28 protein-coding genes are annotated in these 19,425 nt (G+C 66.1%); 17 read left to right on the plus strand and 11 right to left on the minus strand.

All coding sequences use genetic code 11. The annotated features are described in order from the left end of the window. The first annotated feature begins 9 nt into the window (after positions 1 to 9). The 6 genes from QUE79_RS23055 to QUE79_RS23080 all read left to right on the plus strand — a co-directional run bounded on the left by QUE79_RS23055 (position 10) and on the right by QUE79_RS23080 (position 6,161). Positions 10 to 2,373, plus strand: coding sequence for an AAA family ATPase (locus QUE79_RS23055; protein ID WP_286347388.1), 2,364 nt, complete (start codon positions 10 to 12; stop codon positions 2,371 to 2,373). After that, positions 2,370 to 2,939: a hypothetical protein gene (locus QUE79_RS23060; protein ID WP_286347389.1), complete on the plus strand. Its 570-nt coding sequence runs from the start codon at positions 2,370 to 2,372 to the stop codon at positions 2,937 to 2,939. The genes QUE79_RS23055 and QUE79_RS23060 overlap by 4 nt, the downstream gene beginning before the upstream one ends. 766 nt (positions 2,940 to 3,705) lie before the next feature. Next, positions 3,706 to 4,479 carry a ParA family protein gene (locus QUE79_RS23065; RefSeq protein WP_286347390.1) on the plus strand — a complete coding sequence of 258 codons (774 nt, stop codon included), beginning with the start codon at positions 3,706 to 3,708 and terminating at the stop codon, positions 4,477 to 4,479. Beyond that, positions 4,476 to 4,877, plus strand: a complete 402-nt coding sequence (locus QUE79_RS23070; RefSeq protein ID WP_286347391.1) for a hypothetical protein — start codon at positions 4,476 to 4,478, stop codon at positions 4,875 to 4,877. Before QUE79_RS23065 ends, QUE79_RS23070 begins: the two co-directional genes overlap by 4 nt. 115 nt (positions 4,878 to 4,992) lie before the next feature. Further along, positions 4,993 to 5,178 carry a hypothetical protein gene (locus QUE79_RS23075; protein WP_286347392.1) on the plus strand — a complete coding sequence of 62 codons (186 nt, stop codon included), beginning with the start codon at positions 4,993 to 4,995 and terminating at the stop codon, positions 5,176 to 5,178. Beyond that, positions 5,175 to 6,161 carry a replication protein RepA gene (locus tag QUE79_RS23080; protein WP_286347393.1) on the plus strand — a complete coding sequence of 329 codons (987 nt, stop codon included), beginning with the start codon at positions 5,175 to 5,177 and terminating at the stop codon, positions 6,159 to 6,161. Before QUE79_RS23075 ends, QUE79_RS23080 begins: the two co-directional genes overlap by 4 nt. 1,134 nt (positions 6,162 to 7,295) lie before the next feature. On the opposite strand, the gene QUE79_RS23085 is transcribed toward QUE79_RS23080, so the two are convergent. The 4 genes from QUE79_RS23085 to QUE79_RS23100 all read right to left on the minus strand — a co-directional run bounded on the left by QUE79_RS23085 (position 7,296) and on the right by QUE79_RS23100 (position 9,039). Then, positions 7,296 to 7,601, minus strand: a complete 306-nt coding sequence (locus QUE79_RS23085) for a hypothetical protein (RefSeq protein WP_286347394.1) — start codon at positions 7,599 to 7,601, stop codon at positions 7,296 to 7,298. Further along, the gene (locus QUE79_RS23090) at positions 7,598 to 7,909 is read right to left on the minus strand and encodes a hypothetical protein (protein WP_286347395.1); all 312 of its coding nucleotides are present in this window, start codon (positions 7,907 to 7,909) and stop codon (positions 7,598 to 7,600) included. Before QUE79_RS23090 ends, QUE79_RS23085 begins: the two co-directional genes overlap by 4 nt. Further along, on the minus strand, positions 7,909 to 8,226 hold the full coding sequence (locus QUE79_RS23095) for a hypothetical protein (protein WP_286347396.1): 318 nt from the start codon (positions 8,224 to 8,226) through the stop codon (positions 7,909 to 7,911). The genes QUE79_RS23090 and QUE79_RS23095 overlap by 1 nt, the downstream gene beginning before the upstream one ends. 378 nt (positions 8,227 to 8,604) lie before the next feature. Beyond that, entirely contained in the window at positions 8,605 to 9,039 is a 435-nt protein-coding gene (locus QUE79_RS23100; RefSeq protein WP_286347397.1) for a DUF2185 domain-containing protein, read from the minus strand. A gap of 263 nt (positions 9,040 to 9,302) precedes the next feature. On the opposite strand from QUE79_RS23100, the gene QUE79_RS23105 reads away from it, so the two are divergent. The 7 genes from QUE79_RS23105 to QUE79_RS23135 all read left to right on the plus strand — a co-directional run bounded on the left by QUE79_RS23105 (position 9,303) and on the right by QUE79_RS23135 (position 13,345). Beyond that, positions 9,303 to 9,809 (plus strand): site-specific integrase, encoded by a 507-nt coding sequence (locus QUE79_RS23105; protein WP_286347398.1) that lies wholly within the window; start codon positions 9,303 to 9,305, stop codon positions 9,807 to 9,809. A gap of 74 nt (positions 9,810 to 9,883) precedes the next feature. Next, positions 9,884 to 10,501 carry a site-specific integrase gene (locus QUE79_RS23110; RefSeq protein WP_350271760.1) on the plus strand — a complete coding sequence of 206 codons (618 nt, stop codon included), beginning with the start codon at positions 9,884 to 9,886 and terminating at the stop codon, positions 10,499 to 10,501. Further along, entirely contained in the window at positions 10,498 to 11,412 is a 915-nt protein-coding gene (locus QUE79_RS23115) for a hypothetical protein (RefSeq protein ID WP_286347399.1), read from the plus strand. Before QUE79_RS23110 ends, QUE79_RS23115 begins: the two co-directional genes overlap by 4 nt. Before the next feature lie 58 nt (positions 11,413 to 11,470). Then, the gene (locus QUE79_RS23120; protein ID WP_286347400.1) at positions 11,471 to 11,998 is read left to right on the plus strand and encodes a hypothetical protein; all 528 of its coding nucleotides are present in this window, start codon (positions 11,471 to 11,473) and stop codon (positions 11,996 to 11,998) included. Then, entirely contained in the window at positions 11,995 to 12,534 is a 540-nt protein-coding gene (locus tag QUE79_RS23125) for a hypothetical protein (RefSeq protein ID WP_286347401.1), read from the plus strand. The genes QUE79_RS23120 and QUE79_RS23125 overlap by 4 nt, the downstream gene beginning before the upstream one ends. Then, complete coding sequence (locus QUE79_RS23130) at positions 12,531 to 12,854, plus strand: hypothetical protein (RefSeq protein ID WP_286347402.1); 324 nt, start codon at positions 12,531 to 12,533, stop codon at positions 12,852 to 12,854. Before QUE79_RS23125 ends, QUE79_RS23130 begins: the two co-directional genes overlap by 4 nt. An 83-nt stretch (positions 12,855 to 12,937) precedes the next feature. After that, complete coding sequence (locus QUE79_RS23135; RefSeq protein WP_286347403.1) at positions 12,938 to 13,345, plus strand: hypothetical protein; 408 nt, start codon at positions 12,938 to 12,940, stop codon at positions 13,343 to 13,345. On the opposite strand, the gene QUE79_RS23140 is transcribed toward QUE79_RS23135, so the two are convergent. Next, entirely contained in the window at positions 13,326 to 13,982 is a 657-nt protein-coding gene (locus QUE79_RS23140; protein WP_286347404.1) for a hypothetical protein, read from the minus strand. The genes QUE79_RS23135 and QUE79_RS23140 overlap by 20 nt on opposite strands. 76 nt (positions 13,983 to 14,058) lie before the next feature. On the opposite strand from QUE79_RS23140, the gene QUE79_RS23145 reads away from it, so the two are divergent. Beyond that, positions 14,059 to 14,469 carry a hypothetical protein gene (locus QUE79_RS23145; RefSeq protein ID WP_286347405.1) on the plus strand — a complete coding sequence of 137 codons (411 nt, stop codon included), beginning with the start codon at positions 14,059 to 14,061 and terminating at the stop codon, positions 14,467 to 14,469. 64 nt (positions 14,470 to 14,533) lie between these two features. Here the strand turns inward: QUE79_RS23145 and QUE79_RS23150 are convergent, their stop codons facing one another. Together QUE79_RS23150 and QUE79_RS23155 are read right to left on the minus strand one after the other, a co-directional pair. Beyond that, complete coding sequence (locus QUE79_RS23150; protein ID WP_286347406.1) at positions 14,534 to 15,154, minus strand: hypothetical protein; 621 nt, start codon at positions 15,152 to 15,154, stop codon at positions 14,534 to 14,536. Between the two features lie 185 nt (positions 15,155 to 15,339). After that, positions 15,340 to 15,660: a hypothetical protein gene (locus QUE79_RS23155; protein ID WP_286347407.1), complete on the minus strand. Its 321-nt coding sequence runs from the start codon at positions 15,658 to 15,660 to the stop codon at positions 15,340 to 15,342. 41 nt (positions 15,661 to 15,701) lie between these two features. On the opposite strand from QUE79_RS23155, the gene QUE79_RS23160 reads away from it, so the two are divergent. Together QUE79_RS23160 and QUE79_RS23165 are read left to right on the plus strand one after the other, a co-directional pair. After that, positions 15,702 to 16,475 (plus strand): metallophosphoesterase family protein, encoded by a 774-nt coding sequence (locus tag QUE79_RS23160; protein WP_286347408.1) that lies wholly within the window; start codon positions 15,702 to 15,704, stop codon positions 16,473 to 16,475. Between the two features lie 5 nt (positions 16,476 to 16,480). Beyond that, positions 16,481 to 17,248 carry a hypothetical protein gene (locus tag QUE79_RS23165; RefSeq protein WP_286347409.1) on the plus strand — a complete coding sequence of 256 codons (768 nt, stop codon included), beginning with the start codon at positions 16,481 to 16,483 and terminating at the stop codon, positions 17,246 to 17,248. 2 nt (positions 17,249 to 17,250) lie between these two features. On the opposite strand, the gene QUE79_RS23170 is transcribed toward QUE79_RS23165, so the two are convergent. Beyond that, positions 17,251 to 17,973, minus strand: a complete 723-nt coding sequence (locus QUE79_RS23170) for a hypothetical protein (protein WP_286347410.1) — start codon at positions 17,971 to 17,973, stop codon at positions 17,251 to 17,253. Positions 17,974 to 17,982: 9 nt separating this feature from the next. Further along, on the minus strand, positions 17,983 to 18,174 hold the full coding sequence (locus QUE79_RS23175) for a hypothetical protein (RefSeq protein ID WP_286347411.1): 192 nt from the start codon (positions 18,172 to 18,174) through the stop codon (positions 17,983 to 17,985). A gap of 98 nt (positions 18,175 to 18,272) precedes the next feature. On the opposite strand from QUE79_RS23175, the gene QUE79_RS23180 reads away from it, so the two are divergent. Continuing rightward, a complete protein-coding gene (locus tag QUE79_RS23180) occupies positions 18,273 to 18,518 on the plus strand; it encodes a hypothetical protein (RefSeq protein WP_286347412.1) in 246 nt (81 codons plus the stop codon). Here the strand turns inward: QUE79_RS23180 and QUE79_RS23185 are convergent. Both QUE79_RS23185 and QUE79_RS23190 read right to left on the minus strand, forming a co-directional pair. Further along, on the minus strand, positions 18,515 to 18,934 hold the full coding sequence (locus QUE79_RS23185) for a hypothetical protein (RefSeq protein ID WP_286347413.1): 420 nt from the start codon (positions 18,932 to 18,934) through the stop codon (positions 18,515 to 18,517). The genes QUE79_RS23180 and QUE79_RS23185 overlap by 4 nt on opposite strands. 11 nt (positions 18,935 to 18,945) lie before the next feature. Further along, positions 18,946 to 19,425: an HD domain-containing protein gene (locus QUE79_RS23190; protein ID WP_286347414.1), complete on the minus strand. Its 480-nt coding sequence runs from the start codon at positions 19,423 to 19,425 to the stop codon at positions 18,946 to 18,948.

The raw sequence follows: 19,425 nt of genomic DNA on the forward strand, positions 1-19,425 counted from the left end.
TTCCCCCTCTTGGCCGCCGTCGGAGCCAATGGCGGCGGCAAGTCCACCGTCGTCGTCGACGCGCTCATCTACGCCTTCTGGGGCAAGGTGCGCACGCGCACCATGGAAGAGATCATCACCGTCGGCGCCCCGTCTGTCACGGTCGCCGTCAACTTCTACCTCGGCGACGCGCTCTACCGCGTCCAGCGGACCACTCCGCGCACGGGAACCACCGAAGGGGCCGTGTACGTCGCCGACGACAACGAGGCCTCCGGCTGGCGTCCACTGAGCGAGCGCGGCGCCAAGGAGACCACGGCCAAGGTCGTCGAGCTGATTGGCATGACCTACGAGATCGCGACCCAGACCTGGATCGCCGAGCAGGGCCAGTACGGCAAGTTCGCCACTGCTCAGCCGCGGGACCGATTCGCGCTCCTGTCCTCCGTCTTCTCCCTCGACGTCTACAACGAGCGGGCGAAGAAGGCGAAGGAGAAGCAGAGCGCGAGCGAGGCGGCCCTCTCAAGTGTCGAGGGAAGCATCTCGGAGAACGAGGTGGTCGAAGAGGCCCTCGCTGAGGCCGTCATCACGGCCTTCAGCGCCCTCGACGACGACGCCCTGGAGGCCAAGCTCGCAGAGACCGACAGTGCCGCCGTCAAGGTCCGCGAGCAGATCGCCGAGCTTTCCATCGGTGACCCGCGCCAGAAGGCCGATGAGGCCAAGCGGTCCCTCGACCTCATCGTCTCCGCGCGGAACGGGGCGATCGACTCGGCCCGTTTCGCACTCGACAGCGCCACCGAGTCTGCGTCGGACGCCGAGTCTCGCCAGCACAAGGCGCAGGGCGCCGCGGAGAACACCGCCACGAGCGCCACGGCTGCGGCCAACAATCGGTTCGCCACGGCCAGCCGCGAGGCGCAGCAGAAGCTCGTCGCCGCGCGTGATGCCGTCAAGCAGATCGATGAGATCGAGGGGCAGCTCCCCGCCAAGAAGGCGGAACTGGCCGATCACGAAGCCCAGGCTGCGGCCGCCACCACCATGTCCGGGGAGAAGGCCGCGGAGTCGGGTGAGAAGAAGACCCTTCACGCTGAGCTTCAGACGGAGTGGAAGGGGCTCGACCGCCAGATCACGGACGCGAGCAAGCGCATCGAGACGCTTCGCCTCTCGCTCGATGACGCCGAGCACGCCAAGTGCTTCTCCTGCCACCAGCACCTCTCCCCCGCCGACGCCCAGGCCCTCATCGAGTCCCAGGGCCGCGAGGTCGCGACCTGGACGGCACGGCAGGCCGAGATCAAGATCGAGGGCGCCGCCGCCAAGGCCGCCTCCGACGCGCTCGCCCGCGAGGCCACGGCTGCCGCGGCGGAGGCGACGAACCGGCGCGGCCAGGCGGAAAGCCTTCGCAGTGCCATCGCCCGAGTCGAGCAGATGATCGAGACCCGCCCGGAACGCCAGGCCAACGTCGAAGCAGCCCAGAAGTCCATCGAGCAGGCATCCCAGGCGCTCACGACCGAAATCGAGGAGATCGAGGCTGCCCGTGACGCCTCCATCAAGGCTGCCGACGACGAGTACACGGCCGCCCATGCTGTGGCGAGCAAGGCCCTCGAAGCGGCCCACGAGGCGCTGACGAAGGCCGAGGCGCCGAGCAAGGACGAAGCTGATGCGCGCGCTGAGCTGGAGCGACGCAACGCGGTGGCGGCGAACGCCGAGGGTGAGGTCGCTCGCCAGCGCGCCGCGCTCGACGGCGCGCTGAACGCCCACCTGGCCGAGCACCGCGACGTCGAGGCCGAGAAGTCTCGTCGGGTCACCGTTGCGAAGCAGCAGAAGCAGGTCGAAGACCGACTCGTCGAGCTGCGCGCCACCCGATCCAAGATCGACTTCGACCGCAAGTACTGGACCGTACTGGCAAAGGCGTACGCATCGTCCGGCATCCCGGCCATGCTTCTCGGTGGCATCACTGAGGAGCTGAACGAAGCCATCGACGTCGCCCTGGAGCGCATCAGCCTCGGCGAACTCTCGATCCTCATCACCTCGACGCGGGAGACGCGCGGCGGCTCGTCCGAGAACAAGGTGACGGTGAACGTGAACACCCCTGAAGGGCCTCGCGCCTATGAGTCGCTGTCGGGCGGCCAGAAGTTCCGCGTCGACCTCGCCATCCGGACGGGCCTCACGCAGGTCATCACGCGCCGCACGGGCACCCCGATCCAGACCTTCATCCTCGACGAGGGCTGGGGCACGCTCGACGAGCCTGGCATCCGTGCCGCCGTCGACACTCTGACTCGCCTGAGCGCCGACTACAACGTCCTCACCGTCTCCCACATCGAGGCCGTGAAGGACGCCTTCCCGGCACGGATCAAGGTCGACCGATCCACGGGCACGTCGATCGCGGAGGTGATGGCCGCGTGAGCAGCCTGGACGACTTCATCATCGAGGCTTCGGCGATCCGTGTCGCCGGGGACCCGCTTCGACCTGCGGTCACGCGATGGCTGATCCATGGCTCGGACGAGGAGAAGGTCCAGTTCCAGATCGGCGTCCTGCTGCTGGAGCCCGGCGCCCTCGGAATCGACGTCAAGGACGGCGCCAAGGGCTTCGGGCTCGACCAGGAGCGCGTCGCCATGTCGGCGTTCGCACACGTGGGCGTTTCCGACCACCGGCGCCGCGCGATCGTGACTCACATCCAAGGGGTTGCTGCCGGGCGCCTCGGCGCGCTCCTCATGGCCTCGTCTGTCCTCCAGGGTGTCGAGACCCTCGGAAGCGTGGATGACCTGGTGCTCATGGCAACCCTGCACGGCGATACCCGGGCTCTTCCGTTCCTCGATCCCGAGGCCACTCCCCCGGCGATCATTCTCGACGCGCGAGGACGACTCGATGCGTTCGATGGTGTCAGCGACGAGATCGCAAGGGAGCAGCAGAAGCGATCCCGCATGCACCATCCAGCCACCCGCGCCCGGACGCATCTGTATGCCGTCTGAGTGAAATCGGGCAGGCATCCTCCCTCCGGGGAGTGATCGAGTCCGGCAGGCTTTCAGAGTGAGGCCATCCAAGAAGTCGAGCAAGGGGCAATCGGCGCTGTTCGTCGTCATTGGCGTCGCCCTCGGGCTATGGCTGGTGCCCAGGGTTTTCCTCGCGTTGCTACTGGTGAGTGCTGGTGGCAATATTCCGTGATGGATTCGAAGGAAAGTTCGAGTCATCGGAAACGGCCCTGTGCGCCCCCTGGCGCGTCGACCCCTCATTCTGATCCCGGAACCCTCGGGAAGTGCCGTTCGTCCGGTAGCGACGAATTTGGTCTTTTCCGTGCATGAAGCACCTAATCAGTACGTACGTACGTGCGCACGGCAGTACGTAAGTGCGGCCGCACGGCCGTGTGCATGATGGTGGGCAGCTTGCTAGCGGCCACCATCGTGACGCCAGTCGAAGCCCGTCAAATCAATCATCGCAGCGCCATTCGACCGCTCAGACCCCCGCGAACGAGCGTACGTACGTACGGCCATGCGTACAGCCGTGCGGGCGCACGTGCGGCCGCACATACGGCCGTACGCATCCACCTCCACGGGCCCCAAAACACGAGCGGCGAGGCTTCGCTCAGGCCTCGACGGAACTCGTGAAGGGTCCACCGCTGGGTGGGGGGAGGCGACGCTTAATCCCGGTCTGATGCGCGATGCGTCCGTACGTACGTACGGGCGGACACACCTACGTACGTACGTGCGGCCGCACAGCAGGTCTTCTAGGCTCGATGTCATGCAGGTTGCGATGGTCTACAGCGAGTCCGGCGGCGTCACCAAGAGCACGACGGCGACGTCACTCGCCATGGTGGAGGCCGAGAATGGCAAGCGCGTCGTCCTCGTCGACCTCGATCCGCGCGCGGCCAGCACTCATTGGCTGGGGGTCGAGCCGGTGGGGGAGAACCTCGACGTCGGCGCCATCCTTGGAAACGAGGACCCCGAAGGCTGGGCGCGAGACCTTGCCGTTCCGAGTGGCTGGCACGACAACCTCCGGATGATCCCATCCGCCCGAAGCGTCTCCATTCGAGAGAGCGAGCAGGCGGACTACGCCGAGCTGCGGCTGAAGGCATCCTTCGCGGGCCTCGACGCGGACCTTGTCGTCATCGACTGCCCGAACCGTCAAGGCGGGCCCCTCACCCTGTCGGCGCTCAATGCCTCCGACCTCGTCATCTACGCCGCGAAGGCCAACGAGGACGGCGTCAATGGCGTTGAGGGAGCCCGGCTCAGCGTCGAACGCTTCAAGACATCTCAGGTTCGCCGCGGCCTGCCCGACACCCTGCGCGAGGCGGGCATTGTCATCGGCGAGTTCCAGGGTGAGACGATCCAGCGCCGCATCGAGAAGTATGCGATCGCAGCCCTGGAAGAGACGGGCCTGCTCCAGTACCCGCTCGTTCCCGCGCGCTCCGTGGTTCAGGAGGTCCGTGCCTCACACGAGTGGTACGGCAACTACCGAAAGGGCGCACCCGTCGTGGATTCCTACCGAGAACTGGCACGAAAGGTCTTCCTGTGAGCGACGACAAGCCCGACCGCCCCGCCTTCGGATCGATGACGCGCAAGCCCAATGGGCCTCGACCCGCGCCTGATGCAAGCAGCGACCCGATCGATCGGGCACCGGCGCCCGTGCGGGCCGCCCTGCCCTCTCCTGCCGTCCAGCAGGAGGCCGTCGGCACGCCCACGTTCGCCCCCACGCCCGCATCATCCGTGTCGTCGACAACGGTAGGCCCGGCGGCAGCCACCACCCCCATCGTCGTCACGAAGCGGGGGAGGGGGCCCGCAAGGCCCTTCACGACCACCATTGGCGATGACGTCAGAGCGCTCATGGAGGTGGTCAAGCGGGACCAGGGCATGGACCTGCGCGAGATCATCGAGACGGCCGTCGTCGAGAAGTATGGCTACCTACGTCGTTAGACAGGGTCACTTGGCGACACGCCGCCAGGCCTGCATGGACGAGCTACCCCGGTAGCGCGAGACTCACCCACAAGCGTTCTAGCTAGCAAGCAAGATCGAACGAGGGGAGTCCGCAGTGTCGGACCTGCAAGCATCACGAGTGCGGCCGAGAAGGCCGCGCGACATCACGGTCCAGCTCGGCACTCGGGTGTCCGTGCCCGTGCGCGACCTCCTCGATGAAGTCATCGAGCGCGGCGAGGCTGCAAGTATTCGCGAAGCGGTCGAGCAGGCGATCATGCAGAAGTGGGGGAGTGCCGCATGAGCGCCGACGAGCCCACGCTGCCGGGCCTCGATCATGTCGAGCTGCGACCTCCGATCTCGCTCGACTCGCACCGCGTCCGCGCACTGGAGTACGCCGCCCGTCGCGAGCAGAACCCGAACGACTTCGACATGGCGTTGTCCGCCCGCGTCTTCGCCCAGGTGTCACTGCCATACCGCGAGCCCGCCGCGGGCACTCGCTACTGGGAGCGCCGCAACGGAGACACGGTTCTGACCGTCCGTCCGGCGCTGCTCACAGAGGCCGACGGCGAGAAGCGTGAGGCTTTCCCCTTCGGCCTCCTTCCCCGCCACGCTCTCACCTGGATGGCCACGGAGGCGGCTCGCACGGGCCAGCCGGAGCTGATGCTCGGCAAGTCGATGTCGGAGTTCATGGCCAAGCTCGATCTCGCGAAGAACGGGCAGAACGCCAAGCGCCTCACCGAGGGTCTCCGACGGCTCTTCGGCGCCCAGGTCAGCGTCGATGCCAGGACCGAGTACAGCGACGGAACCATGATCGAGAACGGCTACTTCTCGATCGCCAAGCACTCTCGACTGTGGTCCTCGAACTCCAACGAGCCCGGCGTGTGGGACCAGACGATCACGCTCTCGCAGGACTTCTTCAACTCCGTCATCGCATCGCCCGTTCCCATGGACCTCAACGCGATCAAGGCTCTCGGGAAGTCGCCTCTGCGCTACGACCTCTACCTGTGGCTGACCCACCGGATGAGCTACCTGGAGGACGTCTCCCGAGTCACATGGGAGCAGCTCAACACCCAATTCGGTTCGCAGTACTCGAAGCTGGCGAAGTTCAAATTCGAGTTCCTGGAGCACCTCGACATCGTCAAGATCGTCTACCCCGATCTCAACGTCGAAGTGGACTCCCGCTACCTCATCCTGAAGCCGTCCAAGACCCACGTACCCATGCTCTCTGGAGCCAAGCGCTCGAAGCTGATCCTCTCTGGGGACAAGGACTTCAACGTCTCCTGAGCGCGCAAGGCGGGGAGGGGGCCCGCGTGACGATTAGTGAATCGAGGCTGCCCCGTCGAGTGCCTCAATGCGTGACCATTCGGGAATCATCACGCGTCAACGCGCCCTCGAACCGGCGGGGGAGAGGGGCCTGCATGGCCCTCCGATTCGGTAATCGTCACGTTGCATCGACTCAGGGCCCTGGCGATTCCCGAATCATCACGGGCTCGACCAGATTGGCGCGCTGCCCCGCCATGCTGCCTACATCCGGTTATCCAGGGGCTCGTAACCAGCCAATGCGGTGCCGTACGACCGTGACGATTCGGGAATCATCACGGATTGACGGTCCCCCTGGCATCTCTGATGATTCTCGAATCGCAGGGGCAGGGGTCGCAGGGCGATTCCCGAATCATCACGACAGCCCTGTGGATAACCGCGAGAGCGCGCATTCGCGAATCATCACGCCGAGATCAGCTCCCCAACCCCGAAAACTCAAGGGGAGTGTCATCCCTGCTGCTTTGGAGTCTTGGACCGCGATCCGGAGTCGGGTCGTCGGGCCGATATGCCCCTGAATCGTCCGTGCAGGCCCCTAGAAGCTCGCGGGAGGGCGTTCGGGGGTCCCAGTCGCTCGGGGCAGAGCGCGCGCCTCGCAGAGGCGTGCGGGCGGAGTTTGCCGGTGAAGCGGCTCGGTGCGGCTTTGCTGCCAGCGGGCTCGAATTTTACGCTGGGGCCTCTGTGGTTGCTTTAAGAAGTCCGGTTATGAAGGAGAAAGCTACAGGGTTAACTACAGGGGGCGATGTGTTTTCGGGGCACAGAAGCCCGTGTTTGCGGGGATCGAGGGGGCGAGTCGGGGGTGTCATGGATTCGGGAATCGTCACAGATCGATTCGCAGATAGTCACGTCGCGATTCCCGAATGGTCTCGCGGATTCGCGAATGATCACGGGAAACGCGTGACGATTCCCGAAGATGGGGCCCGTTCATGCGTGACGGTTTGGGAACCTGTCTGGTCGTGATGATTTACGAACGCCTCGGCCCAGATCGTGACCGTTTGCGAATCGATCGAGAGTCATGGCAGATCGGGGCGAGTCCGCGAGTGTGACCATTTGGGAATGGCGTGTTCAGCGCGTGCGTGATGGTTTGCGAATCTGTGCCCGCTACAGCGGGGCGCCGTTTGGCAGGTCGGTCTCCGAGATGGCATGGAAGTCCGTGTCGCCGGTCCACAGCCACCAGAGGGGCTCGTTCTTGTATGTCCCCGCGCTGCCGAGAGGTTGCCACGAGCCATCAACGAGCTTCCATTGGTCGATGCCAATGACCTTGTAGAAGACTCTGCGGTCTTCGGTTGTGTCGTTGTATCGATCCAGAACGTAGTAGCCGTCCGAGGTGTGGAGAAGCGCTGCGCGCTCGTCCTCCGACATGGCGGCAACGTCACGCTCGGCACGCGATCTGGCGTCGTCGCTCACTGCTTGTCCTGACGTCGAAGCCCGAGCCGTGCGAACCATGAGGGCTGCCGTGGAGGCGAGTCGCTCGACGGCGCCGCAGCGGCACTCTCGACTGCGACGGCGGGGGCGACAGCCTCGTCGGGGTGCGCCTCGTAGTACGAGGCTTCCGCGGAATCGTGAGCAGCGATCTCCGCCCGCCAGGCAGCATAGAAGGCGTCGCGGGCCGTGAAGTATGCGTCGTAGCCCGCGACCTGGTGAAGGTGCGCCACGCTCGGCGCGCGCAGGGGAGCCTGGATCGGGACGACGTCAGGCCCAGCATCGAGCTTCATCAGCTCCCGAATAGCCGCGCTCGGCGCGAGCCCTGATCATGGAAGTCCTTCATGAGCGACGCCCAGGGGTGATTGAAGATGAGCGTCGTCTCATCAGGCGTTCGCGAGCTGGGGTTCGTCACCTGCGGGATGTGCCAGGCGGCACCATCTGCGTCGGACCACCAAAGCCAGCCCGCAACTTCACCCTCGTGCTCCCAGGCGACGTAGTCGACGGGTGTCCCGTCGGCGACGCGGTCGGAGTAGCTGTCGGCGAGCTGGAGGACGAGATCGTCACTCAGCGGTCCGCCTTGAGGGCCGCGCGACCCGATTCGGCTCATCAGGTGCCTGAAGGGGAGGTGGATTGGAACCGCGTCGGCCCCTATCGATCCGGCTTCACCTCGCCATGCGGGAGCCGGGTCGCAGCCGTGGGCCCTGACGTCCGCCACCGCCTCGGAGGGTGTCAGCCCTGCGGCCACTCTGCGGGCGAGGGAGTCGTCCCATCGCTGGCCCCCAAATCGCGCGTGCTCGAAGGCCCCGCCGAACGGGATCGGTTCGCATCGAGCGGCGTTGTCAGCGTCGTTCCACCAGACCCAGGCCACGACAAGATCGCCGTCGAGCGTGACGGGGAGGGCATCGACAGGCAGGTAGGTGGCCTTACGCAGCGCGGGGGCCGGGGCGCAAGGTGGAACGGGTAGAAGGGGGCGTCGCTGTGGATGTCAGTCACGATTCTCGGTATAGCCCATCGGGTCGGGGATCAGCGCATCGCCCTCGCGGACCCAGGCTGTGCCGGGTGGGGCGTCGAGGATCGGGATGATGATCCGGTCGTAGTTGGCGATCGTGTTCAGTGAGTAGACGCCGTGGTTGTCGACGTCGTCCATGTACGCGTCGTCCTCGTCGCCCGCGAAGAACCGCCAGCCGGAGTCCTCGGGGGCGACCCGATCCCGGTCCCGCTGCGCGAAGGCGATCGGCGCCCCGTCGATCACGATGCGGTTCGTGGCAAGGCATCCCGAGCGAGGGACGCCGAGGTCGACGATCTCTTCGGCCGAGAGCTTGAAGGGCCGCGCCTTGGCGTACGGCATGGGATTGGCCGCCGTCCCGAGGGCGGCAGGCGCCTCGGGAGCGGGCTTCTTGCGGCTGAAGGGGTTCTTCATCTCGCCTCCTGGCGGGGAGTGGCTCCGCGATCGTCGCGACCGAATGACGAAATCGACCCGCAAGCGCCCCTCAAGGCCTATTCTCACGTCAGAGGGTTTTCACTTCAAGGGTCTGATTTTTACCGCCGACAAACATCATTGTCGCAGTTGACCCTGGATGCCAGCGCGGCCCGAAAATCCGATTTCGAGAAAACCCCGGTCAGAAGCCGTTTCAGCGAGATTCGGCCCCAATTGGCTTCAAATCGCGTGGAGAGGGACGCCAGATGACGAACCAGCCATCCCGCAGCGGCCCCGTCATGCACCTCGGCGGCGCTGGGCCCGACGATGCTCAGATCGACGCGTTCGCCGGGGCCCTTGTGTCGGCGGCCATCTCTCTCCAGACGGAAACTGACGCCGCGGGCTTCCAGCGGGCCGCCCTCTCCGAGAACACCCGACGCGGCTACGCCTCCGACCTCCGCCAGTTCCAGCGGTGGCTCGGCGGCTACCGCGAGGGCGAGGTTGCCCCGCCCGGCGATCTCTCGCTGACGCCGACGTGCCCTCGGCGGCCCAAGGACGTCGTGGCCTTCTTGACCGAGAAGGCCATGGTCATGACGAAGGCGGGGGAGTGGCGCTACTCGCCGACGACCATGGGGCGCTGGGTCGCAGCCATCAACCGTGACCACGTCGACCACGGCTTCGCGCCCATCGGCAAAGACCCGGACGTACTCAGCACCCTGTCCGGCATCCGGCGCGGGCATCACCGCCCCGTCCGCCGCGCGGCGCCCTCCTGATCGACGACCTCCGGAAAGTCATCCTCGCCGTCGACATAGCCACGTTCCCTGCGGGCGTCCGCGGCACGCGCGACGTGGCCCTGCTGATCTTCGGCTTCGCGGGGGCCTTCCGTCGCGCCGAGATGGCCGCCCTCACTTTCGGCGACGTCTACCTCCACGAGGAGGACGGTCTGCACATCCGAGTGCGCTCGTCGAAGACGGACCAAGAGGGCCGCGGCGAGGTCCTTGCCCTTCCGTACGGCCAGAACTCGGCCACCTGCGCCCCCTGCGCCTTCCGACGCTGGGAACGCATCGTCATGGCGCAGGCGGAAGGGCGATCGTCGGTCATGGCCGCCCTACGAGCGCAGAGCATCTCGATCCACGTGTGCCGGGAACTGCGCGGAGCGACGCCACCGCGAAATGAGCCCCTCTTTCGCTCGATGGCCAAGACGGGCACCATTCGCTCCAGCGCGATGTCAGGCTCAGCGATCGCCGCGGTGGTGAAGGAGCGCGCGGCCGCCGCCGGGCTGGTCTCGGACTTCTTCAGCGGGCACTCCCTCCGGGCGGGCTTCATCACTCAAGCCCTGCGGTCGGGAGCGTCAGCTCACGAGATCATGCGGCAGTCGAGGCACGTGAACCCGGCGACCATCGAGACCTACGCCCGAGAGAACGCACCCCTCAGGGGCAATGCGGCGACGAAGGTCGGGATGTGAGCACGCAGCACCCGGCCTACGGCTGGAGCCTCTTCGCCGACTGGGCGGCATCCTGGGGCAGAAGCGCCCTACCGGCGGCGCACGATGACCTGGTGCAGTTCCTGGTGGAGTGCCCCGCGTCGCGTGACGTGCAGGTGCGCCGCCTGCGCGAGATCATCGCGGCACATCGCGAGCACGGCCTCCCCATCACCGCACCGACCCTCACCGGTGAGCGCGATCACCTGTGGCGAGACGCCAAGGGCCTCCTCGATCCGCAGGGCTCCATCGCACAGGCGCCCAAGTACCGATTCCCGGTGGGCCTCGTCGGCCGCCGCGATGGATTCCTGCTGGCCGTCACGGGAGTCCTCGGCTTCTCCCGAGAAGCTGCCCGCGCCATCGAGGGGCAGGACGTGCAGGTCACGCCCGGCACGGTCGTCATCGCAGGCCGCCGCATGGCGATGGAAGGCGCCGCCGCGACGTGCCCGGCGTGCGCCGCGGCGCGGTGGCTCGCGACGATCGCGCCGAGCGCCCAGCGAGGCCGAGCCACCTACGCGGCGATCCTCGATCCCACCGTCGCTGAGCCCGAGGAGCATGACTGCCTCGAACCGGTGGGGAATGACTGGAAGACCGGAGTGCCCTTGCTTCCGTCCATCGATAGGTGGGGCGCGCTGGGCACCGGCGAGTCGCTGAGTGCCCGAGCCATCTCAACGATCGTCGCCGCCCGCCGCATCGATACCGGCTTCAAAGAGAAGGTAGGGGCAGTCGTCCGATCGGGAGGCCGCTTCGAGCACTCCAGCAGTGCAGAGCTGGCCGAGGCCCAGGATGAGGTGTTCGACGAGGTGGACCGGATCAACAGAGAGATCGAGGCCCTGCTGGCCGAGGCGAGCGGGATGCGGGATCACATCGACGGCTTCGGTGACGTCCCGCGCTAGGCGGGCTACAGTGCGCAACCTGCTACACTAAGAATTCATCGTGTGAGCAGGAGCCCCCATGTCGAATCGCATCGTCTTCACCGCCGAGGAACTCGCGGCCCTGCCCTTCGGCTCAGTCGTCGTGGGAGCCTCGGGCACACCGCGCACCAAGGTGCGCGGCAACACGGTCTACACCGGCTCCGGCTGGGCGTCCGGCGACACGAGCCCGATCACCAACGAGATGCTCGCCGACGGTCGAGCCCTGTGGGTCGTCTACGAGAAGGGCGAGGCGCTGCCCGAGCTGATCGAGTACTCGCAGAACCTCTACCAACTGCGCTCGAAGACTCTCCTCATGCACGAGGCGCACTTCCCTGTCGGCTACATGCCACCGTGTCCCGTGTGGGGCATCTGGCTCGACGACCCGACCGAGAACTTCGGCTCCCACCGCGCCTTCTTCGAGGAGGGCGCCACCGCCGACGAAGCAGTCGTCAGCGCCCTCGCCCGCTACAGCGTCGAAGGCGTCAGTGTCATGCGCGGCGTCGCGCCGTTCCTCGCCAGCGAGACCGTCCGTGCCACCATCCTCAACGAGGGGCAGGCCGCCGCGTGACCGGGATCGGAACGAAGCCCGGCGATGTCGTGGCCATGTTCGCCCTGCCGATGCCGCTGACCGCCATGCCTTCCATCAGCGAGGTCATCGCGCGGGTCTACGGCTCGGGGGAAGCGAGCCTGAGCTTCGACGGCGACGCCGTCCGCATCTACGCTCCCCGCGAGGGCTTCGGGCCGCGACCCAAGGGGCGGATCAAGGCGGCCCGACCTCTCGACGACGACGCCCTCGGCACCTTCGACCTCGACGACGACCGCCTCGTTGTCACGATCGAGGACTCGACGGCCGTCGTCAGTGCCATCGCCTCACACCTCGCCGGGTTCTTCGAGCACTTCGCAGGCATCAACTACGTTGAGTCGCGCTTCACGACGACGGGCCAGTCCGAGGAGGACATGGAGTACGCCGTCGTCGTGCAGAAGGTCAGCGGCAGAACCGCCCACGATCTGCGTCAGGAAGCCGAGGCTCGCGTAGCGGAGCTGGAGCAGGAGAACGAGAGGCTTCGCCAGCGCGTCGAATCGCTCGAAGGGGAGACTGCGTGAACGACGACCCCACCTGGACGGTCAGTGACCAGGCCCAGTACGACAGCGACGACCTCATCGACAGACTCCGGCGCGCGAGCGCGAGCCTCACGGCGCTTGCCATGGATCGCGACGGGTCCGAGGCGGAGCGCCTCCTGGGCAAGCGTGATGGCGTCGACGCGGCACTCCTGGTCGCGATCAACGCCCCGGATTGGGCCACGGCCTATTTCGACCTCAGTCGGCTTGTGGAAGAGGCCCCGCCCCGCGAGGCGGAGGGCTGGCAGCTCGCACGCGGCTACGCCGTGGAGTACTTTCGGAATCGGCCAATCTCCGTTATCTGAAAACGGGCAGATTCTGAACTCGGAATCATCTGGGCATTCCTGTATAAAGGCGACATGGCCAGAGTCTTTCAGGGGGACTAACGATGTCGACCGACACCACCGCACCGGTTCAGGGCAGCTACGGCCTGGAGATCACGTTCGTGCTTGACTCCGAGCAGGGCTGGCTCCAGAAGGTCTACCGCCAGGACGGCCCCGTGCGGCGCCTCATCGTTTCGACGAAGGTCGCGCCCGACATCGTTCTCGCGATCATGCAGGGCATCGACTACTACGTTCCCGAGGCCGCGGAGAACTACGAGCGCTCGAACATGGTGACTTTCGTCGCTACGGCGACGCACCGGGCGCTCCAGGGCATGGATCAGAAGGTGCGGCGCGCGGCCAGCGCGGTCCGCGATCTGGAGACGCAGCGCGAGAACTTCCGCTCCGCGCTCATCAATGTGATCCCGTCGGCCCCCAACGCCGCGGCGCCTGGCCCTACGCACTCGCGTCAGTAGGAACACGCCCGAGGGCCCATCCAGAGACGACGGACGCCTTCGCTGACAGCAGCTTCGGTGTGGTGCTTCTCGGCGTCGTGAAGGACCCGCGCAGCAGGTCTAGCTCAGAGTCGTACTCGTTGATTTGCCATGTCGCGGCCGCCTCGGCGATGCCGTCGCGACGACGGATGCTGCCCCAGAGGGTTTGGCCGCCTCCAGCGCGGAGAGACTCGATCGGACCGAGTTCCTGGATCGTTTCGGGGGCAAGCTCCACGGCCCGCGCACGGATGCGATCGATGATGACAGCCTCTTGGTCCCAGCCGGGAAGGACGTCGATGATGACGTCGTCGACCCAGAATCCTTTGCGGGCGCGATCGCGGAGCACGTACAGGCTCTGCTCGCCGGAGCGCCGCAGTGTCGCGCTCGACGTGGAGAGGATGGTGACGCCTGCTGCGTTGAGTCCGCGACGAAGCAAGGTGACTCGCTGCCGGTCTAGTGTCCGCGCCAGCTCCGTGACGTCGTTCATGGCGGGCCAATGGGCGGCCAGTGCGGCTGCCAACGCCTCGACGAGGCCGGTAGTCTCCAGGGAGGAGAAGGTCAGATTGTCGACGGTGAGTTCGGCCTCGTTCATCCCCGAAAGCATCACGTTCCACGACATGTTCTTAGTGTAGCAGGTTGTCTTTGACAGTCATGCGATTAAACGTGTACTGTAGAGGCAGAACGGAGATCACATCATGGAACTTTTCGAAAGCCTCTGGCTCGCCATCTTCGCGGTCCCGATCGGTATCGGCTTCACCTTCCCCTCCTGGCTCCTGGGTCGACTCGGAAGCTTCATCAACCCGGGCGGCACGCAGCGCCTGTGGCTCACGCGCACTTCCCTGAACCGCTGGATGGGCTTCATCATGTCCAGCATCCTCACGCTGATGCTGGCCATCGGGCTGAAGACGACCGGAGTCTTCTGGCTGGCGTTCCTCGTGGCAGTCTTCGCGGCCGCCAGCTACTTCTACGCGTTCATGCTCGGCCTGGGCGCGCGCGACTGGAAGACGGTCGCCCACGAGGCCGACCGCACCCATCTCCAGGCCCCGCGCCTCGACGAGATGGATCACGAGCTGATCAGCATGATCGACGAGGGTCGCTCGCTCTAAGACCCCCGACAACACAAGAGCCCCGGCGAGAGAATCTCTCGCCGGGGCTCTTCGTTCTGCGCGTCTACGCAGACTTGAGCTTCTTCTTGCCCTTGCCCTGGAGTGCGTCAGAGGCGGCTGCCTGCGCCTCCTCCTCGGCACGACGCTCCGCAGCGGTCTTGCGGCGGTACTTCTTGTCGTAGGACGCGGGGCGCTCCATGGCGCCACCCTGGACGAGGCGACGACGCAGAGCGTCCCACTTCTGGCCAGTGGCCTCTTCGAGGCCGCGACGAGGGACCTTGCGCTGGTACTGCTCGATGAGGAGCTTCGTGTACTCCTCGCTCGCGACCTGCCGCGGGTCGCCGACAGGAGTCGTGCCCTTGTTCTGCGTGGCCAGGGGGATCAGCTCGCGCATGCGCGCGGCGATCTCCTCGGGGACGACGAAGATTTCCTTGGGCGTGGTGTCGCGAGGCTCGGCCTGGCGGACCGGCTTGTCGGGAGCGGCGACCTTGGCCTTGGACTTGTCCCCGGAGGTCTCCATGCGGCGAACGCTCTCGTGGGAGATGTTGAAGGCCTCGGCGATCGGGCGCAGGGTCCAGCCCTTGGCGCGCAGCGCAGCCACGACGTCAGGGCGGTCAGCCGGATCGAGGCGACGCATCTTGTTGACGGTGTCCGTCGGCAGGTCTTGCACGATTGCTGGGGTCAAAGAATGCACCTTTCGGACATTCACCGACGGCGTGAGGTCTCATTACCCTGTGGCACATCCAGCCGGAGATTGCTTGTCCGTATCCTACGATACACCCTCGTGACACACAAGTGTCAACCGTGTTCTGTAGCGAGTTGGCTGAGAGTCGCGCTTCGGAAGGGACTGGGCCTGCCGTCGCCCTGTGGTCAGGCTCGGAGGTCGCGATCCTTGCCCGTCGTGCGGTAGCCCAGACCGCCCTTGCCGAGCGGGAAGGGCAGTGCGCGCACGTGGTGCACCCGGAGGACCGCGGGCTTGCCGAAGAGATCGGTCGTGCCGCGGCGTCCACCCAGCTCGCCGTCGGCACCCTCGAAGGTCGAGTGCAGGGTTGCGATGGAGTCCATGCCGCCCTCAGGGAGAACCCACCCGCCACCGCGGGCCTTCTCGCCCGGCTTCGAGCCGTCGTAGCCGACCATGTATCCGGACGCGAACAGACGGGCGGGTGCCTTCTTGGGAGTGGATTTAGTCACAACTGCTATAGTAAGGGCTCCCACCGACAAAGGGGAAGTCAGTGATTCACGACCCTCGCTACGTCACATTCGCAGGCGACTGGCACCATGATCCGAATGCGGCAATCTTCGGCCTCGATGAGGCGCGGCGCCGTGGCGCGGATGTGGTCGTGCAGCTCGGAGATGTGGTCTTCACGGGACCGGCGTTCACGCGGATGGCACACGCGATGGAGGTCGCCGCTCAACGCGCGGGAATCCCCATCGTCATCATCCGGGGCAACCACGACGATCGCGGCCGCCTCGATGCCTTGCCTGCGTCGGACGAGCCAGGGCTCCTGCGAGTCGCCGAGCAGGTGTACTACGCACCCAATGGAACTGTGCTGCGCTGGAGAGGGCGCGCGCTCGGCGTCATGGGCGGTGCTGCATCCGTCGATCACCGGGGGCTCAGCCATGGCGTGGACTGGTGGGACGACGAGCTGCCCACCCTGGGCGACATCCATCGGCTCGCAGAACGCGCGCGCGACCTCGACATCCTGATCGCCCATGACGCGCCGCGCACTCAGAAGCTGGAGGCGCGTTTGCGGCGGGGCGCCATACCGAGTGGTTGGGACCTCGCCTACGCGGAGCAGTCGAGCGATCTGGTGTCGCGGGCCATGTGGGCTCTCAGGCCGAAGCTGCTCGTGGCCGGGCATCTACACCTGCGCTGGTCGGAATCCGTTGTCCGGATGAACGAAGCGACCCGGCTGGAAGTGCTCGACAAGGGCGACGGGTATTCGAACATGATCCCCGATGCGAACCTCTTGGACATCGACCTAGAGAGCAACCTGCTACACTAAAGGCAGTGAATAACGCGCCGATCTTCGAACGAGAGACCTACATGCCGATCAGCTTCGAGACCTGGCTTACGGTCCAAACCCCCGATCTCGTCGCAAAGGGGATGGGGCTGCCGCCGCTTGCGGTCACGGGCCGCGCGCTGCTCCAGAACGGCCTCAACATCGGCGCGTCCGTCGCCCGCATGGGCCTCGACGAGAAGTCCGCTCGCGAGCAGATCAATCTGGCCGTGGAGCGGTACGTCGAAGGCATCGAGGATGTCGAGATTCCCGGGCTCGCCCGCAGCGTCAATATCGACCGCGGCGTCTGGGCGACGGCGGGCATGCGAGTGGAAGAGACCGACCTCCGCAGCCTCCTCGGCAAGTTCATCGAGCGCCTCTCCTGGAACGTCGTCGGCACCAGCATCGCGCTGAACCCCGGCCCTGACGCCGAGGCCATCACCGTCATCTCCGACGACTTCGTCTCCACCGTGTGGGCGGCGCACCCGCGCGTCGATGCACCCTACGTCCAGATCGAGATCGGCGACGTCATCGTTCAGCCGCGCGGCTCGGCCTCCATCGAGGGCAGCTTCAAGATCAACGGCGAGACGCTGCCATGGCGCTTCGCTGCGCCCATGCCGACCCTCCGCGCGACCTTCCCCGTCGTTCGGGCCGCCGTGGCCCTCAGCAACGACTCGCCGGAGGTGGCGATGGCGGTCTACAACTGGGCGAGCGAGCAGGCGGAGATGCTGGCCTTCGCGACGAGCGCCGAGCTGGTCGTCGCGCCCCTGGCGGTGTAGGGCTACTCGGCACGACCCGGGGGATGCGACAGCGTCCGCTCCAGCTCGGCGAACGCGTCGGCCTCCTCGGGTGACAGCTCGACAGGCGCCGGGCTCATCGAGCCTGCGAACCAGTCGATGGCTTCGGCAGATACGTTCGGCACGGGAGTGACGAGAGACGTGGCGTGGGGCGCCGAGGGCACTTCGATGGCCTCGTGCAGTTCCGGGTCTCCGAGGTCAGCGGCAGCGCTGGGGTCCTCGACGGGAATCTCAACGCGCGCGTCAACGGCCAGCAGCTTGCCGTCGCGATCGACAAAGTGGATGCCGTCGTCAGCGGGCTCGAACCCGTAGAAATCGCGCTCGTCGTCATCGAGGTCGGAGATCGTGACTGATCTGACGGCCTGCACGACGTAGCGATCGGCGAGGGTCTTGGGGTTGTGGGTGCGGTCGAGGTCCACGAGCAGGTCGACGAGGCCGTCCTGCCACTTGTGGGGCATGGAGCTAAGGATGGAACGAGGCAGGACGATGTAGTCGCTCTGATCCTCGGGTCGGTACTTTGCAATGGCGTCGACGATGACCGCTGCGCGGCGCTCCAGGGGCGCGTCGGGAACGATGATGCCGCGCTCTTCGAAGACCTCCAGCAGCACGTCATCGACCGATCGGCCGTGCGTGTCGTGCCACCTGGCCATGCCCGCGACGATGGCAGCCCGGATCGGGTCGTCGGCGGATAACTCGGTAGCAGTCATGGAAAGGTGTCAGACTCCGGCGTGCGAGCCCGTCACGAAGACGAGAAGGGCGCCGACCAGACTCAGGACGCAGAGCAGCACGGCGATGATCGAGCAGATAGCCCCGGCCCGCGTGCCGACACGGAAAGCCTTGAAGGCTGCGTAGCCGAAGAAGGCCATGATGACGAGCAGAATGCCCCCGACGATTGTGGCCGCGCTCATGCATCCTCCATGTGGTTCACGAAGGTCTTAGTATAGCAGGTTTGCTAGATTCTCCCGGATGTGACGCTTTTGCTAAGCATGTACTGTAGACTAGGCTCATGACCACGAAACAGGCCACCGCCCCGAAGGGGCTGACCATCGGTGCAGTCGTCTCCGTCTTGATCCTGACTCCGGCGCTCATGATCAGTGCCTTCATGCCGACGGCGTCGAAGGTGCCCCCGCCGACCCCTCCCGCGCACAGCACTGGCTTCTCGATGGAGAAGGTGTCAGCGTCGGCGAACCTGTTCTTCGAGCACGTGGGGGAGTGGGCTCAGGGGATCGGCCAGGAGGCCACGAAGCGCTAGGCCGCCTCTTCTGGAGCCTGCTTCGAAACGAGGTGGTCCGACAGTAGGCCAGACACCTTCGCGGCCACGTCGGCTCCCAGCGCGTCCGTGAGCACGTCGCGAATGTCGGCGTCGACCGCGTCGCGCATCATGAGCAGAGCGCGGAAGTAGGCGGCGCTGTCGAGAATCTCCTCGTAGATGTCACGGAGGGTGTCGCGGCCGTTGAACGGCTGGAGGCCCTGACCGTAGCGCTGGATGCCGACGGCCTTGCGAGCCATCAGGTCCTCGATGACGAGGTCGTGGGCTACGGGCTTGTCGTTGGTGATCGGCAGGTCCTGATCACCTTCGCGCTTCTTGAGGCCCAGCGGCTCGATGCCCGCGTTGCGGAGCTGCTGCTGGAGGCTGGCGATGAGCAGGTGGTCAGGAGTCTCGGTCATGCTGATGCCTTTCAGGCGGCCGCGACGGCGGCGTCGTGCGTGCGGTGGTCGTGTCGGGCGCGCTCCAGGCGTGCGCGGGACTTGGCGTAGCGGACGATCTTGGAGCGCCGAGCGCTCGGAGTGACGTGCTGGAGCTGGTCGGGACTGCTGTTGTGCCGGTTATCCGCCAGCTTGATCTCGGTGGAAGTCGGGTCGGAGGCGACGCGCTCGATGTACTCGGCGTACGTCTCGTCAGCTCGACGCGTGAGGAGATCGACCAGGAGGAGCACCTTCTCGCTGAAGCCTTCAGCCCGGAGTCGCTCGATCGTCCAGTCGGTGTCCTCGACGACGTCATGGAGCCAGCAGGCCTGGAGGACCCAGGAGGCGTACCCGCGCTCGGCCATGATGGCGGCGACAGCCATGGGGTGCGTGATGAAGGCAGCCCCGCCGAGCCGGAACTGGCCGTCGTGGGCCTCGTAGGCGATCTCGATTGCGCGTCGCAGGGTGCTCAT

The sequence above is a fragment of the Frondihabitans sucicola genome (assembly GCF_030296615.1).
Taxonomy (GTDB): Bacteria; Actinomycetota; Actinomycetes; order Actinomycetales; family Microbacteriaceae; genus Frondihabitans; species Frondihabitans sucicola.

Excerpts from the sequence above, each read along its gene's own strand:
- QUE79_RS23120 (WP_286347400.1), top strand. The coding sequence starts at position 11,471 with ATGTCGAATCGCATCGTCTTCACCGCCGAGGAACTCGCGGCCCTGCCC.
- QUE79_RS23185 (WP_286347413.1), bottom strand. The coding sequence starts at position 18,934 with ATGACCGAGACTCCTGACCACCTGCTCATCGCCAGCCTCCAGCAGCAG.
- QUE79_RS23175 (WP_286347411.1), bottom strand. The coding sequence starts at position 18,174 with ATGAGCGCGGCCACAATCGTCGGGGGCATTCTGCTCGTCATCATGGCC.
- QUE79_RS23190 (WP_286347414.1), bottom strand. The coding sequence starts at position 19,425 with ATGAGCACCCTGCGACGCGCAATCGAGATCGCCTACGAGGCCCACGAC.
- QUE79_RS23180 (WP_286347412.1), top strand. The coding sequence starts at position 18,273 with ATGACCACGAAACAGGCCACCGCCCCGAAGGGGCTGACCATCGGTGCA.
- QUE79_RS23145 (WP_286347405.1), top strand. The coding sequence starts at position 14,059 with ATGGAACTTTTCGAAAGCCTCTGGCTCGCCATCTTCGCGGTCCCGATC.
- QUE79_RS23080 (WP_286347393.1), top strand. The coding sequence starts at position 5,175 with ATGAGCGCCGACGAGCCCACGCTGCCGGGCCTCGATCATGTCGAGCTG.
- QUE79_RS23100 (WP_286347397.1), bottom strand. The coding sequence starts at position 9,039 with ATGAAGAACCCCTTCAGCCGCAAGAAGCCCGCTCCCGAGGCGCCTGCC.
- QUE79_RS23090 (WP_286347395.1), bottom strand. The coding sequence starts at position 7,909 with ATGAAGCTCGATGCTGGGCCTGACGTCGTCCCGATCCAGGCTCCCCTG.
- QUE79_RS23135 (WP_286347403.1), top strand. The coding sequence starts at position 12,938 with ATGTCGACCGACACCACCGCACCGGTTCAGGGCAGCTACGGCCTGGAG.
- QUE79_RS23140 (WP_286347404.1), bottom strand. The coding sequence starts at position 13,982 with ATGTCGTGGAACGTGATGCTTTCGGGGATGAACGAGGCCGAACTCACC.
- QUE79_RS23105 (WP_286347398.1), top strand. The coding sequence starts at position 9,303 with ATGACGAACCAGCCATCCCGCAGCGGCCCCGTCATGCACCTCGGCGGC.
- QUE79_RS23065 (WP_286347390.1), top strand. The coding sequence starts at position 3,706 with ATGCAGGTTGCGATGGTCTACAGCGAGTCCGGCGGCGTCACCAAGAGC.
- QUE79_RS23095 (WP_286347396.1), bottom strand. The coding sequence starts at position 8,226 with ATGAGCCGAATCGGGTCGCGCGGCCCTCAAGGCGGACCGCTGAGTGAC.
- QUE79_RS23170 (WP_286347410.1), bottom strand. The coding sequence starts at position 17,973 with ATGACTGCTACCGAGTTATCCGCCGACGACCCGATCCGGGCTGCCATC.